Raw genomic sequence first — 13,970 nt, forward strand, 5'->3', positions numbered from 1 at the left:
AGCAGGGCTTACTTGTCGCGGCAACTATTTGCTAGCATTGGAGGATGAGCGCGCCCGAGAACCGTTGGCTGACGCCCGACCAGCTCGACGCTTGGCTGCGCTTCATCGCGGTCGTCGAACTGCTGCCGGGCGCCCTCGACACGCAGCTGCAACGGGACGCCGGGCTCACCCACTTCGAGTACCTGACGCTGGCGATGCTGTCGGAGGCGCCGGATCGTGCACTACGGATGACGACGCTGGCCGCCCGCACCAACGCGACCCTTCCACGCCTGTCGCACGTGGTCACCCGCCTTGTCGCGCGCGGCTACCTCGAGCGGCAACCGTGCGCCTCCGACGGCCGCGCGACGAACGCCGTGCTCACCGTCGCGGGGATGCAGAAGATCGTCGAGACCGCGCCCGGCCACGTAGCCACCGTGCTCGCTGACGTCATCGACCCGCTCGATGCCGAGCAGATCCCGCAACTGGCCGACATCATGACCAGGATGCTGACGCGCCTGGATCCAGAGGGCCGGATGACGGTCGACGCCGTGCGTTCGTCGCTTGGCGACCCTGAGATCCGCGCCTGCTGAGGGCTTAGGAGGCGGGCGGTCCGGCCTCGGCCGCGGCCGGATCCATGTGCAGGAACTCCCAGATGTGCCCGTCCGGGTCCTCCAGGTCGCGGGAGTACATGAAGCCGAGGTCCTGCACCGGCACGGGTTCGGCTCCGCCCGCCTCGAGTCCTCGTTTCAGTAGCTGATCCACTTCTTCGCGGCTTCCGACGCTCAGCGCGAAGAGGGCCTGCACCTCATCCTTCGCGTCGATGATCGTCTTGGACGTAAAGGTCGAGAAGAACGGATGCACGAGGAGCATCGCGTACACGTGCTCGGACGCGACGATGCAGGCGGCGTCCTCATTGCTGAAGAGCGGATTCACGCTCCAGCCGAGCGCGGTGTAGAACGCTGTTGAGCGTCCCAAATCGGTGACGGGCAGGTTCACGAAGATCGAGTCGACGGCCATGGGCGCCAGTATGGCGATGGCCCGCGCGACATGCCAGAGTCCGTGGCATCATCGCCCTGTGCAGTTCGCGACGACGCTCTTCCAGACCGGTAACAACACCGGCATCGAGGTCCCCCCGGAGGTCCTCGAGGCTCTCGGCGGGGGCAAGCGGCCGGCGGTCGCCGTGACCGTGAACGGCTACCGCTTCACCAGCACGGTTGGAGCGATGGGAGGCCGCGCGCTGATCCCCTTCTCGGCCGAGAAGCGCCGGGAGACGCACCTTCAGGGCGGGAATGCGATCGAGGTCGAGATTGAACTCGACACCGCGCCGCGCGAGGTCACCGTGCCCGCCGACCTGGCGGCGGCTCTCGCCGAGGCGGGTGTCGCGGAGCGCTTCGCGGCGCTCTCGCCGAGCGCGCGCAAGGCGCATGTCACCGCCGTCGAGGGCGCGAAGGCCGCCGAGACGCGGACACGCCGCATCGCCGCGGTCGTCGCGGCTCTCGCCGACTGACGCACGCGGGACCCTCGCAGAGCCACCCCGGCGAAGGATAGGCTGCCCTTCGGCGCGCCACGGAGGAGCGCCCGCAGCGCGGAGTCGGGGGACAGCATGGGCACGGTTCGACGATGGGTCTTCCCGATCGTGTGGATGGTGATCATCGGCGCGGCGAGCCTCGCGCTGGTGAAAATCGCGTTCTTCCCCGACGGAGCGGCTGAGGCGGACCCGACGCAGCCGACGGGCGAGATCACCGAGCCGACCGTGGTCGTCGGTCGCGGGACCGTCACCAATGACCTCACTCTGCAGGGCACCGTCGCAGCCGATCCCGCCGTGCCGCTCAAGGCCACCGCAGCCGGCACCGTCGACGACGTGTACGTGCAGCAGGGCGCGAGCGTCGCTCCAGGCGACGTGATCTACGACATCCGTGTCGAAACTCCGCGCGAGCCGGTTGAGACCACCGGTCCGGATGGCACCGTTAGCGTCACCCAGCCCGTGCCAGCCGTGCGCTTCGAGCGTGTCTCTGCCGCGTCCGGCGGTACGGTCAGCTCCCTCAGCGTCATCCATGACCAGGCGGTGACCGTCGGCGAGGTGACCGGCCAGGTCGCTCCACCCAGCTACGCGGTAACCGGTTCGATCGACGCGCAGCAGCTGTACCGCATTCAGAACCGCCCCACCCAGGCGCAGGTCGCCATCACGGGTGGGCCCGCCGGCTTCACCTGCACCGACCTCGCGATCACCACACCGCTCGCCGGTGAGGCCCAGGGCGGGTCGACACCCGGAGGGACGGACGGCGGCGGGACATCGACCAGCTCCGGCACCAGCTTCACCTGCCAGGTCCCCGCCGACATCACGGTGTTCCCGGGGCTCGCCGCCTCTGTCACGCTCGCTGGAGGCAAGGCCGAGAACGTTCTCGTGGTGCCGACAACGGCGGTTGAGGGCACGGCCCAGTCCGGTGTCGTGTTCCGCCGGACGGATGACGGTGGAACCGAGGAGGCGCCCGTCACCCTGGGCCTGACCGACGGCAGCTCCGTCGAGGTCACCGGAGGGGTCGAGGAGGGCGCCGAGCTTCTGCAGTTCGTGCCCGGCGCGGCAGCGAGCACCGGAGAGGTCGCGCTCGACGGGAACTGCGTCTCGCAGGCTGACGGCTCGGTCTTCTGCTCGTGACGATCCTCCGGCTCGAGGGCATCCGGAAGGTCGTCCCGCTGCCCGACGCGGCGCCGCTAACGATCCTCGATGGCGTCGACCTCGAGGTCGGCGAGGGCGATCACGTGTCGGTGGTGGGTCGCAGCGGGTCGGGTAAGTCGACGCTGCTCAACATCCTCGGGCTCATCGACGAGCCGACCGAGGGGCGGATGCTGCTCGAGGACCGTCCGACTGAGACGCTATCCTCGCGCGCCCGCGCCCGGATCCGCGGCGGCAGCATCGGCTTCATCTTCCAGCAGTTCAACCTGCTCGAGGGGCGGACGGCCCGCGAGAACGTGATGACGCCCCTGCTCTACGCGACCGGTTCCGAGTTCTGGCGCCGCCGCGATCTCGCCGCCGACATGCTCGAGCGGGTGGGGCTGGGGCACCGGGTCGACTCCATGCCGGGCCGGATGTCGGGAGGTGAGCAGCAACGGATCGCGATCGCTCGCGCGCTTGTGCGTCGGCCGCGCCTGATTCTCGCCGACGAACCCACTGGCGCCCTCGACACCGACACGGGGGAGAGCGTGATGGGACTGCTCGACGAGATCGCGCGCGAATCTGGCTCGGCCCTCGTGACCATCACCCACGATCCGGCCATCGCGGCGCGCGCCGAGCGGCACTACCGGCTCGACCACGGGCGACTCGGGCCCACGGCTCTCCCGGCGGCAGCGCCCCTGGCGGAGGTCCTCTAATGCGCGGATTCGTCGGGGTCGCCGGCGCGATCGTCGAGGCGTGGACTGAGCTGCGAATCCACCGCGGGCGGGTGCTGCTCTCGCTCATCGGAGTCGCTGTGGCCGTCGCCGCGCTGACCGCCGTGGTGGCCGCCGGCGGTATCGCCCGCCAGGCCAACATCGAGCAGGCTGAGCGGTCGAGCGGTCGCCCGGCCAGTCTCTTCCTCTCGGCGTACGCCGCCGGCGACGGTACCGGCCAGGTGGATGCGACCGCCCTGCAGACGGCCTGGGAGAGCATCCTCGAGCGCTATTCCATCGATTACGCGAGCCGGTCGACCTCTGGCGGCGCCCGTGTGCAGTTCGCCGATGGAGTCGTCGACGTCGGGGTGCAGGCCGTCGATCAGCCATACGCCGAGATGCACCGCCTGAAGATCGCCAACGGCGCCTGGTTCACCGAGCGGGACTCCCTACGCCTCGCTCCCGCTCTCGTGGTCAACGAAGCGTTCTGGCAGCGGCTCGGCAGCCCGGATCTGCGCACTCATCCGGTGGTGAGTCTGCTCGGCAGCGAGCGCGACACCACCGGCGTGGTCATTGGAGTGACCCCCTCCTCGCAGTGGGACACGTCCCCCTCGATGATTATGCTTGCGGACGCCTACCCGGCCGTGGCGCAGGAGGCGGGCCCCGCATCCGGCGCCCCGGCCACTGTGAACTACGAGATGTGGGTGCCGCTGAATCTGGCCGAACCGCTCGCAGCGGCTGTCGAACGCGATATCGCAGGGGTGCTCGGCGAGGGCTTCGACGTGTCGGTCGACCGCCAGGACTACCTCGTCTATGACTCCGACCCGTTCGGCGTGCTGACCTGGGTCATCGGTGGCGTGGCGGGTCTGGTGCTGGCGCTGGGCGCGCTCGGGTTGCTCAATATCGCCCTGGTCACCGTCCGGCAGCGAATCCGCGAGATTGGGATCCGACGCAGCTTCGGAGCCTCCTCCGGCCGCATCTTTTTCTCGATCATGATGGAGAGCGTCGTGGCAACGGTGGTCGCCGGCGTGATCGGCGTGACCGTCGCGGTGATCCTGATTACCAATCCGTGGACAGTCGCCCTCGTCAAGGAGAACGGGATCAGCGACATCCCGTCGTTCCCGGTGGAGGCGGCACTGCTGGGGCTGGGGTCCGCGACGCTCGTCGGCGCACTGGCGGGACTCGTCCCAGCGATCGTCGCCGTCCGTGTGAAGGTGATCGACGCGATCCGCTACTGACGCTCAGCCGAGAGTGAGGACGAACTCGTCGCCCTCGATCGCGGCGCGCGCGGTGGAGTAGTGCGGGATGCGCGGGAGGCCGTGCGTGCTCGGGCTCTCGTGGCTTCCGACAACCACGACGCGCATCCCCGCGTCGAGGCCCGCGCGGATGCCGGCCTCGGCGTCCTCGAACACGATGGCATCGGTCGCAGCGACGCCGAGACGCGCCGCTGCGGCCACGTAGCAGTCCGGAGCCGGCTTCCCGTTCGCCACATCACGTGCCGTGACGACGGTATCGGGGGAGGTGACCCCCGCCGCGGCGAGGCGACCGGCGGCCAGTGCGGGGCTCGCGGAGGTGACCAGGGCGACGCGCTCGCGGGGCAGAGAGGCGAGGAAGGCGATCGCGCCGGGTATCGCGACGGTCCCTTCGGTGTGCTCGAGCTCGTCAGCGTCGAGTTCGGCGACGATTGCCGCGACGTCGCTACCCGCCGGCGCGAAGCGACGGACGCTGTCGGCGGCTCGGACGCCGTGAATCGCACCGAGAACCGTGGCGCGGTCGAGGTCGAAGCGCTCGGCGAAGGCGCTCCACATCACCTCGACGACGGCCGTCGAGTCGACGAGGGTTCCATCCATGTCGAAGAGGGCGGCGCGGGCGCGGAGGGAGTGGGACATGCGTCCATCCTGACCGACGAGGTCGGTGGCGAGGCCGCGATGGCGCCCCGCGGACGCGTGCGGTCAGCGACCCTTCATGTTCCGACCCGGGAGGCGGCACTACGGTGGAGCCTAAATGCGGGCAGAACGCCCGAGGGGAACGGAGGACGCGATGACGGACGACAACGGAACCGGTTTCGGTCAGGGCGCAAGCACGGACGGCGAGTCCACCGGACCCCGCGCGGGCTGGTACCCGGACCCGGCGGGCTCGTCCCGCCAGCGCTGGTGGGATGGGTCTAGCTGGACCGAATCGCTGCGCGACGCCCCGGCGGCCGCTCCGACGACTCCTCCGATCGCTCCCGCGGCGGCGACCCCAATCACTCCGCCCGTCGCGCCCGTGCCGCCGGTGCCGCCCGCTGCCCCCGCCGAGCGACCCGCCTACGGCGAGACCTCGAGCGGAACGGCCACCGGTTACGGGCAGACGGCTTCGGGTCAGTATCCGCAGCAGGCGGCGCCCCTGCCGCCGGCCCCCGGGCAGCAGGCGTACGGGCAGCAGAGCCAGCAGCCGCCGTACCAGCAGTCGTACGCGGCCGCGCCCGTCGCACCGGTTCAGCAGCGCGATTCCAGCATCGTCACCGCGACCCCGTGGATCTGGGTCGTCGTGTTCCTGCCGCTGCTCTCGGCAGTCTCCATCTTCCTGCTGCCGCCGAGCGCCATCATCGACTGGTCGATGGCGTCGACGTACGGTCCCCGTGCGTCGATGAGCGGATCGACCGCTTACCTCGTCGGTATGGGCGCCGTCCAGATCGTCGGCTTCCTGATCTACGCGGCGGAGGTTGTCTTCGCCTTCCTCGACTGGCGCCAGCTGAAGCGGGCCGGTATGCAGCGCCCGTTCCACTGGGCATGGGGGTTCCTGGCCGCTCCGTATGTTTACGTGATCGGCCGGAGCGTCATCGTCAAGCGCGTGACCGGCGGCGGACTCTTGCCGCTGTGGATCTTCATCGCCGTGGTGGCCGTCTCGTTCATCATCGCGATCGGCTGGACCGTGGCATTGGTGACGCAGATGTCGGTGGCCTTCTCTTCGTCGGGCTTCTGACACCAGCGGGTCGGCGGCACCCGCGCACAAGGTGGGCGTGGCCCGGGTGCGGAGGACGCGTCAGCACGAAGAGGAGCCGCTCGCGCTCGGCAGCGCCGTCCGTCACGCCTCGCTGCGCTGGATGAGGCGAGAGAGCACGATTGCCGAGCGGGTGTGGTCGACGTTCGGTGCGATTCGCACCCTTTCGAGAGCGAGCTCGAGGCTCGGTATGTCTCGTGAGCGGATGTGGACGATGGCGTCGGCCGAGCCGGTCACCGTGCCGGCGTCGACGACTTCGGGGACCGCGGACAGGATCCGGCGCAGCTCATCCGGGGCGACGGTGCCTCGGCAGAACAGCTCGACGTAAGCCTCGGTCGCCATGCCGTCGACGGCGGGGTTGACCTTGATCGTGAAGCCCTGGATCACTCCGTCGGCCACGAGGCGGTCGACGCGGCGCTTCACGGCGGAGGCGGAGAGTCCGACGATCCCGCCGATGTCGCCGTAGCCCGCGCGGGAGTTCTGGCGGAGCAGATCGAGGATCGTCCGATCAATGTTGTCCATCTTTCGAGGATAGGGCGGCTGCGAACGCTCCCGGACGGACCCCGCCCGAGCGCTCGCTATTCAGCACGCTTGGCTATATAGTTGCCTGTGGTCAACAGTTGACGACAGTCAACTAGGCCGCAGTCGTGCCGAAGAGGAGCCCATGTCACACCCCGAATACCGCGCCGCACCGCGCGGAACCGCCGCTCGACCCGCGCCAGACGGCGCCATGTCACACCGCCAGGTGCTCGAATCGCTCAGCGGCCTGCTGCTGGGCATGTTCGTCTCGATCCTCGCCGGAACGGTCGTGTCGACCTCACTCCCGCGCATCATCTCGGATCTCAACGGCGACCAGAACGCCTACACCTGGGTCGTCACCGCGACCCTGCTCGCGACGACGGTCTCGACTCCGCTGTGGGGCAAATTCGCCGACCTGTTCAACCGCAAGCTGCTCATCCAGCTCGCTCTGGGCCTCTTCGTCCTCGGGTCGGCACTGGCCGGATTCTCGCAGGACACGAATACGCTGATCGTCTTCCGCGTGTTCCAGGGCCTCGGCGCGGGTGGGCTTGCCGCACTGAGCCAGATCATCATGGCTGACATCATCAGCCCCCGTGAGCGCGGTAAGTACGCCGGCCTCTTCGGTGGAGTGATGGCGATTGGTACTGTCGGCGGCCCGCTCCTGGGCGGCGTTGTGACTGACGCGTTCGGCTGGCGCTGGAACTTCTTCATCGCGATGCCCGTCGCGATCGTGGCGATCGTCCTGCTGCAGGTGACGCTCCGTCTGCCCGCGCATCCCAAGCGCACGGTGAAAATCGACTATGTCGGCGCGGTCCTGATCGCCGGCGGCGTCTCCCTCCTGCTGATCTGGGTCTCGCTCGCCGGAAAGAACTTCGACTGGGCCTCGTGGGAGACCGCGGTCATGGTCGGCGGAGCGATTGTCCTGCTCATTGCCGCCGTGATAACCGAACTCACCGTCGCCGAACCGATCATCCCGATGGGTATGTTCAAGAACCGGACCTTCAGCCTCGCGGTCGTCGCGAGTATCTCGGTGGGCGTCTCGATGTTCGGCGTCGCGGTCTTCCTCGCTCAATACATGCAGCTCGCTCGCGGAGCCACCCCGACCCAGTCGGGCCTGCTCACCATCCCGATGATGGCCGGCCTGCTGATCGCCTCGACGATCTTCGGCGGGATCATCTCGCGAACCGGTAAGTGGAAGGCGATCATGATCAGCGGCGGCGTGCTCGCCGTTGTCGGCACCTTCCTCCTGAGCACGCTGCGCTACGACACGGACCTCGTATTGGTCGGCATCTACATGGCCGTCCTCGGTGCCGGCCTGGGCATGCTGATGCAGAACCTCGTCCTCGTGGTGCAGAACTCCATCGAGGTGAAGAACCTTGGCGTGGCGACCAGCGCGGTCACGTTCTTCCGCAGCCTCGGTGGCACCATCGGCGTCTCCGTGCTCGGCTCAATACTCGGCACCGTCATTGCCGACCGGATGAAGACCGGAATCGCCGGTCTTGCGCCCGCTGATCAAGTCCTTGCTGCGCAGGCGCTCGGCAGTGGCACCATCCCGCAGCCGGCGACTCTGCCGGATGCTGTGCGCGTGGTGGTCGAGAGCGCTTATGGGATCGGCGTGGGTGACGTGTTCCTCTACAGCATCCCGCTGGCCATCGTCACGTTGATCGCCGTCATCCTGTTGCCCAACGTTGACCTCGGGTCTCAGAACGCCGTGCAGTTGAAGGCGTCGCATCCGCTCGAAGACGCGGAGGACGCGCTCATCGCTGCCTCCGACGGGCAGGCCGGGCTGCGCCCCGTCGGCCAGTCCCACCCCACCGGCGCGATCGACGTGATCGAGCGGCGCTGATGCCCGTCGCCACGTCCTCGGCCGGGGCGCTGCGCGAGGTGGAGGAGCGGATCACTGCGCTCGCTGTGCAGGTGCGCCTCGCGGTCCGGGATACGGCGGCGTCGATCGACCCGGCGCTGCCACCCTTCGGTCTGCGACTGTTGCAGATGCTCGAGCGCTGCGGCCCGGTGCACTCCGGTGTCGCGGCCGAGCGGCTGGGCGTCGACCGCAGCGCGATCAGCAGGCAGGCCCGGCAGCTCGCGGAACTCGGCCTGGTCGAAATGACCGCCGATCCGACGGACGGTCGCGCGCGGTTCCTCTCGCTCAGCGGCATCGGTCGGGAGCGGATGCGGGACCTCGGCGGGCAGCAGCGGCAGCGGATGCGGGAGTCGCTCAGCGCGTGGCCCGAGGCCGACCTACTCGCGTTCGCGGGGTTTCTGGAGCGGCTGACCTCCGCGGGCTGAGGTCGGGGGCGATGTGCGATCTCGCGCCAGCGCGGCTTCTGTCTGGCGGCATCTGACTACTGTCCTAGAGCGAAGCTCAGGGGAGGTGGTCAGACGGTGGTCATGGAGACGTTCCGGTTCGATGACGAGGTGGCGGCACAGTTTTCGCGGAACCTGGTGAAGGTGGCGGACTCGTTGAGGTCGCACGCGGTGGTGCATCGCGCGGCTGCCGAGCAGGCGATGCAGGATTTCAAGGGGCCTTTTGCGCGAGTGTTCTGGGTTGCCCATCTGACGGAGACGTCGAATCGGTCGCGTCTGGAAGCTGTGCTCTTCGACCTCTCGGAGATGGTGCTTGCCGCGATTTTGAGGGCGCGTAAGGAGCGGGAGCGGCTGGAGGAGATGGCTGCGTGGGAGGCGCGCCAGGCTGAGCGGGAGGAGCGGCGCCGCGTCGATCCGACGGGCGGTCTGGGTTTTAATCCCGACGAGTTCTTTGATCGGCGTCCGTCGGAGGATCGGTTTCTTCCGCCGACGCTGTCGGCAGCGTATTCGCCGAATGAGCCGCCTCGCACGACGGCCGCTGTCGGGATGACTCCGGCGGCCAGTTTTGGACAGACGTCTGCTGATCCTGATCGTTTGGATGTGTTCGTGTCGGACGCGCGGCAGGCGAATGTCGCGTTGCGGGCGGAGCGGGATGAGCTGGTGAAAGCGTTCGCGACGTTTCAGGATGCGTGTGCGTGGGTGCCGTGGGAGTCGACGACTGCGCTCGGCGGCTTTGAGCAGTTGCTGGCGATTGACCAGTCGCATGCGGACTGGGTCGAGCAGGTCTCTCTCGCCTTTACTGCGGCGGGCGGGGGGCTGTTGTCGACTCCGACTTTGGAGGTGGTGGCGACTGCGGGGCCGCCGAAGAGCGATCAGAGCGTGTTGGATCTGCTGTCGTCGGTGCCTGCCGATGAGCTTGCGGTGCTCTTTAAGACGCGGCCGGAATTGGGTGCGCAGCTGAAACGGATTCCGGCGACCGAGGTGAACGCGTGGTGGACGCGGCTCGGGCCGGCTGAGGATGGGGCCCGGTTTTCTGCGCGGCAGGAGGCGTTGATCGGTGGGCTGCCGGAGGTGATCGGGAATCTCGAGGGGGTGCCGTATGGGGCGCGGGCGCAGGCGAACGAGAGTGTGTTGCGGGCGCGGATCAAGGCGTTGAAGGAGCGGCAGCACGCGATGCTCTACGGTGCGCCTGACCTTGGCGCGGACGACTTCGCGGAGATATCGAAGCAGCTTAAGGTGCTGGAGAATATCGCTGACTCGCTAAAGGTTCGCCCTGGTTTCGATGAGCGGTTCCTCATCTCGCTGACGGACGATAATCCGCCATTGGCGGCTGTATCAATCGGTGATCTTGATACTGCGACGAACGTGACGTATGCGGTGCCCGGGATGGGGCAGACGACGGCGACCATGACCTCGTGGGCCAAGGCTTCGCAGAATGTGCAGTCACTGTTGCCGGAAGGAAGTGCTGTGGTAGCGTGGATCGGATATGAGACGCCTCCTCCGGCGGTCGAGAATGTCGACCCGTCGGTCTTGAGTACCGCTGACGCTGTTGCGGGTGGTGCGGCTCTTGCCGCGTCTATGCAGGGGCTTTCCGCTGTTCGAGGGGATTCGATTCCGAAGCCGGATGTCGTGGGGCATTCGTATGGGACGACGGTCATCGCCGTCGCTGCCTCGCGTTCCGATGTCGAACTCGGGACGTTTGTGGCTCTCGGTTCGGCGGGGTTGCCGGACAGTGTTGATTCCGTGAGTGATTTGCATGTCGAGGGCATGTATGCCGGGCAGGCGCGGGACAAGTATCCGAACGAGGAAGAGAGTGGCGATGAGGCGGCGTGGATCGGGCGCAGATACAGCTTCGACCATCATGTGAATCCTGTTGATCCCGGGTTTGGTGCGCATGCGTTCGGTGTGGAGACTGGCGGGGATGCAGGGCGTGTTGTCACGAACCATGATGCTTTGCGAAGCGATGACGGCGATTCGGCGGGATACTTCGACATCCATACGGAAGCGCTCTTAAATATCGGACGTGCCCTTCGAGGTGAGACGGATCTCATTACGGAGAATAAGCCCCTAGGCCCTACCGAGTTTCAAAAGTTTAAGAAGGCGGTGATCGGCGGTGAGAAAGGCGTTTGGCCTTAGGTGTCGAGCCGGCTTGCGAGTCGGCGCGCTGGTGATGGTGATGATGACGGGTTTGGTATCCGCGTGTGCGGAAAAAGGAGCGAAGCCAGTGAATACGATGAGCCCGCGGGAGGGACGCGACAAGGTGGTCGAATTGGTGATCGACACAACGAAGCAATTGGAGATCACCGGGTGGTGGCCGCGGACTGGTGCGGCGGTACCAGACGTTTGTTCTCTTGCTGGTGGTGCGGAGGGTGCGAGTTACAGTTATGCGCATGAGGCGCCGGAGGGGACAGACTTTTCGGGGGATGCTCGGAGGGTTGCAGCGTATTGGGAGTCGTTGGGAATGTCGGTTCGGGTTGCGGATTCGACTCGGCGACCGACTGTTTATGGTGAGGGTGGTCCCGTGTTGCGGGCCAGTTTCGATACGGGTGCGGCAGCCGGGACGTATCGGGTCGGCGCAGTCGCGCCGTGCGCGCCCGGGAACGCCGCCGGGCTCCTTGATGAGGATAACGTTCAGCGCGCAGCTGGCGTCGTTCTTCCTGGGGACGAGGGGATCGTGACGAAGTCGGATCGAGGGAAGAAGCTAGTGACACCTCCTGCGTATCCGGCGGAGTGATTACTTTGTTCAACTGACAAATTCCTTTCGCATTGCGTGTGGCGAAGGGGCTCTGTCGTCGACTCCGACTCTGGAGATCGCGGTGACTGCTGGGCGGCCGCGGAGGTGATCATCGTGATTCGGCGGGCTACTTTGACGTCGGCACGGAGTCGCTTGCGAATATTGGTCGAGCGCTTCGAGGCGAGGATAATGCCGTGACGGAGAATAAGCCGCTCGGCCCTACCGAGTTTCAAAAGTTTAAAAAGGCGGTGATCGGTGGTGCGAAAGGCATTTGGCCGTAGGGGTCGAGCGGGCTTGCGTGTCGGCGCGCTGGTGATGGTGATGGTGACAGGTTTGATGTCCGCGTGTGCGGAGAAAGGAGCGAATCCCGTGAATACGATGAGCCCGCGGGAGGGACGCGACAAGGTGGTCGAGTTGGTGATCGACACAACGAGGCAGCTTGACGTCGAAGGTTGGTGGCCACGCAATGGTGCATCGAGGCCTGATGTATGTTCCCTTTCCGGTGGAGCGGAGGGTGTGAGCTATTCTTATGAACATTGGGCTCCCTCGGGGGTGGACTTTGAAGGGGACGCGCGGAAGGTTGCCGCGTACTGGCAGTCGTTGGGCATGAGTGTGCGGATAACGGATTCGACGCCGCGTCCGACCGTGTACGCGGAAGGCGGTCCGGTACTCAGAGCGAGCTTCATGACTGGTACAACGGATGACTCCTACCGGATAGGAGCTGTCGCACCCTGTGCTCCCGGGGACGCTGTCGGCATTCTCCGCGAGGACAATGCGCAGCGGGATGCGGGTGTAATGCTCCCGGGCGATGAGGGCGTCGTGCCCAAGCCGAGTTCGCGGCAGAAGTCCGCGACGTCCTTTCCGAGTCCGTCGGAGTGATCGCTTCCAGTCGTGACGGTCGTGTTCGTCACGGCGTCACGGCGTCACGTCGTTGGGCATTCGTATGGGACGACGGTCATCGCTGTTGCTGCTTCGCGTTCTGATGTCGAGTTCGGGACGTTTGTGGCTCTTGGGTCGGCTGGGTTGCCGGACAGTGTTGATTCCGTGAGTGATTTGCATGTCGAGGGCATGTATGCCGGGCAGGCGCGGGATAAGTTTCCGAACGAGAAGGAGAGTGGCGATGAGGCGGCGTGGATCGGGCGCAGATACAGCTTTGACCATCATGTGAATCCTGTTGATCCTGGGTTCGGTGCGCATGCGTTTGGCGTGGAGACCGGCGGGGATGCAGGGCGTATTGTCACGAACCATGATGCTTTGAGAAGCGATTCTGGTGATTCGGCGGGCTACTTTGACGTCGAGACGGAGTCGCTTGCGAATATTGGTCGAGCGCTTCGAGGCGAGGACGACGCCGTGACGGAGAATAAGCCGCTCGGCCCTACCGAGGGTATGATTTTGAAGAAGGCGGTGATCGGTGGTGCGAAAGGCATTTGGCCGTAGGGGTCGAGCGGGCCTGCGTGTCGGCGCGCTGGTGATGGTGATGGTGACAGGTTTGATGTCCGCGTGTGCGGAGAAAGGAGCGAATCCCGTGAATACGATGAGCCCGCGGGAGGGACGCGACAAGGTGGTTGAGTTGGTGGTCGAGACCACGAAGCAGCTGGATGTTCAAGGTTGGTGGCCGCGGGCCGGTGCTGCGAGGCCTGATGTGTGTTCTCTCGGTGGTGGTGTGGAGGGGGCGAGTTATAGCTATTCGCGTGAGGCGCCGGAGGGCACGGATTGTTTGGAGGATGCGCGAAAGGTTGCGGCGTATTGGGAGTCGTTGGGGATGTCGGCTCGGGTTGCGGATTCGACTCCGCGACCGTCTGTTTATGGTGAGGGTGGTCCCGTGTTGCGGGCCAGTTTCGATACGGGTGCGGCTGACGGCACGTATCGGGTGGGCGCGGTCGCGCGGTGCGCGCCCGGGGATTCCATCGCAATTCTTCGTGAGGACAATGCGCAGCGGAAAGCTGGTGCGGTGCTCCCAGGCGACGAGGGCATCGTGGAGAAACCGAGTTCGCGGCAGAAGTCCGCGACGCCCTCTCCGAGTCCGTCGGAGTGATCGCAGTTCTCAACGACCGCTCGCTTTCCCGCCCCCGAGCGAGGTCGG

Annotated in this window: 13 protein-coding genes; 10 read left to right on the forward strand and 3 right to left on the reverse strand. The window is 66.5% G+C overall.

Features of this window, described 5'->3' with window-relative positions; all coding sequences use genetic code 11:
* Positions 1-44 precede the first annotated feature (44 nt).
* Positions 45-569 carry a MarR family winged helix-turn-helix transcriptional regulator gene (locus B0H03_RS04630; protein ID WP_104265370.1) on the forward strand — a complete coding sequence of 175 codons (525 nt, stop codon included), beginning with the start codon at positions 45-47 and terminating at the stop codon, positions 567-569.
* Positions 570-573: 4 nt separating this feature from the next.
* On the opposite strand, the gene B0H03_RS04635 is transcribed toward B0H03_RS04630, so the two are convergent.
* Positions 574-996 carry a VOC family protein gene (locus B0H03_RS04635; RefSeq protein ID WP_104265369.1) on the reverse strand — a complete coding sequence of 141 codons (423 nt, stop codon included), beginning with the start codon at positions 994-996 and terminating at the stop codon, positions 574-576.
* A 58-nt stretch (positions 997-1,054) separates the two neighbouring features.
* Between B0H03_RS04635 and B0H03_RS04640 the strand changes: the two genes are divergently transcribed.
* The 4 genes from B0H03_RS04640 (at position 1,055) to B0H03_RS04655 (ending at position 4,583) form a co-directional block, all read left to right on the forward strand.
* On the forward strand, positions 1,055-1,486 hold the full coding sequence (locus B0H03_RS04640; protein ID WP_104265368.1) for a YdeI/OmpD-associated family protein: 432 nt from the start codon (positions 1,055-1,057) through the stop codon (positions 1,484-1,486).
* 96 nt (positions 1,487-1,582) lie between these two features.
* A complete protein-coding gene (locus B0H03_RS04645) occupies positions 1,583-2,635 on the forward strand; it encodes an efflux RND transporter periplasmic adaptor subunit (protein ID WP_104265367.1) in 1,053 nt (350 codons plus the stop codon).
* Positions 2,632-3,348 (forward strand): ABC transporter ATP-binding protein, encoded by a 717-nt coding sequence (locus tag B0H03_RS04650; protein ID WP_104265366.1) that lies wholly within the window; start codon positions 2,632-2,634, stop codon positions 3,346-3,348. The genes B0H03_RS04645 and B0H03_RS04650 overlap by 4 nt, the downstream gene beginning before the upstream one ends.
* Positions 3,348-4,583, forward strand: a complete 1,236-nt coding sequence (locus B0H03_RS04655) for an ABC transporter permease (RefSeq protein WP_104265365.1) — start codon at positions 3,348-3,350, stop codon at positions 4,581-4,583. Before B0H03_RS04650 ends, B0H03_RS04655 begins: the two co-directional genes overlap by 1 nt.
* Positions 4,584-4,586: 3 nt before the next feature.
* Here B0H03_RS04655 and B0H03_RS04660 read toward each other — a convergent pair whose 3' ends face one another.
* Positions 4,587-5,234: an HAD-IA family hydrolase gene (locus B0H03_RS04660; protein WP_104265364.1), complete on the reverse strand. Its 648-nt coding sequence runs from the start codon at positions 5,232-5,234 to the stop codon at positions 4,587-4,589.
* A 151-nt stretch (positions 5,235-5,385) separates the two neighbouring features.
* On the opposite strand from B0H03_RS04660, the gene B0H03_RS04665 reads away from it, so the two are divergent.
* Positions 5,386-6,309 carry a DUF2510 domain-containing protein gene (locus tag B0H03_RS04665; RefSeq protein ID WP_160487229.1) on the forward strand — a complete coding sequence of 308 codons (924 nt, stop codon included), beginning with the start codon at positions 5,386-5,388 and terminating at the stop codon, positions 6,307-6,309.
* Between the two features lie 102 nt (positions 6,310-6,411).
* Here the strand turns inward: B0H03_RS04665 and B0H03_RS04670 are convergent, their stop codons facing one another.
* Positions 6,412-6,849: an Lrp/AsnC family transcriptional regulator gene (locus B0H03_RS04670; RefSeq protein ID WP_104265362.1), complete on the reverse strand. Its 438-nt coding sequence runs from the start codon at positions 6,847-6,849 to the stop codon at positions 6,412-6,414.
* 208 nt (positions 6,850-7,057) lie between these two features.
* Here B0H03_RS04670 and B0H03_RS04675 point away from each other — a divergent pair, with 208 nt between their 5' ends.
* The 4 genes from B0H03_RS04675 to B0H03_RS04695 all read left to right on the forward strand — a co-directional run bounded on the left by B0H03_RS04675 (position 7,058) and on the right by B0H03_RS04695 (position 13,324).
* Complete coding sequence (locus B0H03_RS04675; RefSeq protein WP_104265361.1) at positions 7,058-8,692, forward strand: MDR family MFS transporter; 1,635 nt, start codon at positions 7,058-7,060, stop codon at positions 8,690-8,692.
* Positions 8,692-9,135: a MarR family winged helix-turn-helix transcriptional regulator gene (locus B0H03_RS04680; protein ID WP_104265360.1), complete on the forward strand. Its 444-nt coding sequence runs from the start codon at positions 8,692-8,694 to the stop codon at positions 9,133-9,135. Before B0H03_RS04675 ends, B0H03_RS04680 begins: the two co-directional genes overlap by 1 nt.
* Before the next feature lie 102 nt (positions 9,136-9,237).
* Complete coding sequence (locus B0H03_RS04685; RefSeq protein WP_146083983.1) at positions 9,238-11,289, forward strand: alpha/beta hydrolase; 2,052 nt, start codon at positions 9,238-9,240, stop codon at positions 11,287-11,289.
* Positions 11,290-12,778: 1,489 nt separating this feature from the next.
* A complete protein-coding gene (locus B0H03_RS04695; RefSeq protein ID WP_104265358.1) occupies positions 12,779-13,324 on the forward strand; it encodes a hypothetical protein in 546 nt (181 codons plus the stop codon).
* Positions 13,325-13,970: the final 646 nt, after the last annotated feature.

Origin of the sequence: Rathayibacter iranicus NCPPB 2253 = VKM Ac-1602 (assembly GCF_003149025.1) — a bacterium.
Taxonomy (GTDB): domain Bacteria; phylum Actinomycetota; class Actinomycetes; order Actinomycetales; family Microbacteriaceae; genus Rathayibacter; species Rathayibacter iranicus.

Coding starts and splice junctions, on each gene's coding strand:
- B0H03_RS04680 (WP_104265360.1), top strand. CDS start 8,692: ATGCCCGTCGCCACGTCCTCGGCCGGGGCGCTGCGCGAGGTGGAGGAG.
- B0H03_RS04660 (WP_104265364.1), bottom strand. CDS start 5,234: ATGTCCCACTCCCTCCGCGCCCGCGCCGCCCTCTTCGACATGGATGGA.
- B0H03_RS04665 (WP_160487229.1), top strand. CDS start 5,386: ATGACGGACGACAACGGAACCGGTTTCGGTCAGGGCGCAAGCACGGAC.
- B0H03_RS04635 (WP_104265369.1), bottom strand. CDS start 996: ATGGCCGTCGACTCGATCTTCGTGAACCTGCCCGTCACCGATTTGGGA.
- B0H03_RS04630 (WP_104265370.1), top strand. CDS start 45: ATGAGCGCGCCCGAGAACCGTTGGCTGACGCCCGACCAGCTCGACGCT.
- B0H03_RS04655 (WP_104265365.1), top strand. CDS start 3,348: ATGCGCGGATTCGTCGGGGTCGCCGGCGCGATCGTCGAGGCGTGGACT.
- B0H03_RS04675 (WP_104265361.1), top strand. CDS start 7,058: ATGTCACACCGCCAGGTGCTCGAATCGCTCAGCGGCCTGCTGCTGGGC.
- B0H03_RS04685 (WP_146083983.1), top strand. CDS start 9,238: ATGGAGACGTTCCGGTTCGATGACGAGGTGGCGGCACAGTTTTCGCGG.
- B0H03_RS04670 (WP_104265362.1), bottom strand. CDS start 6,849: ATGGACAACATTGATCGGACGATCCTCGATCTGCTCCGCCAGAACTCC.
- B0H03_RS04645 (WP_104265367.1), top strand. CDS start 1,583: ATGGGCACGGTTCGACGATGGGTCTTCCCGATCGTGTGGATGGTGATC.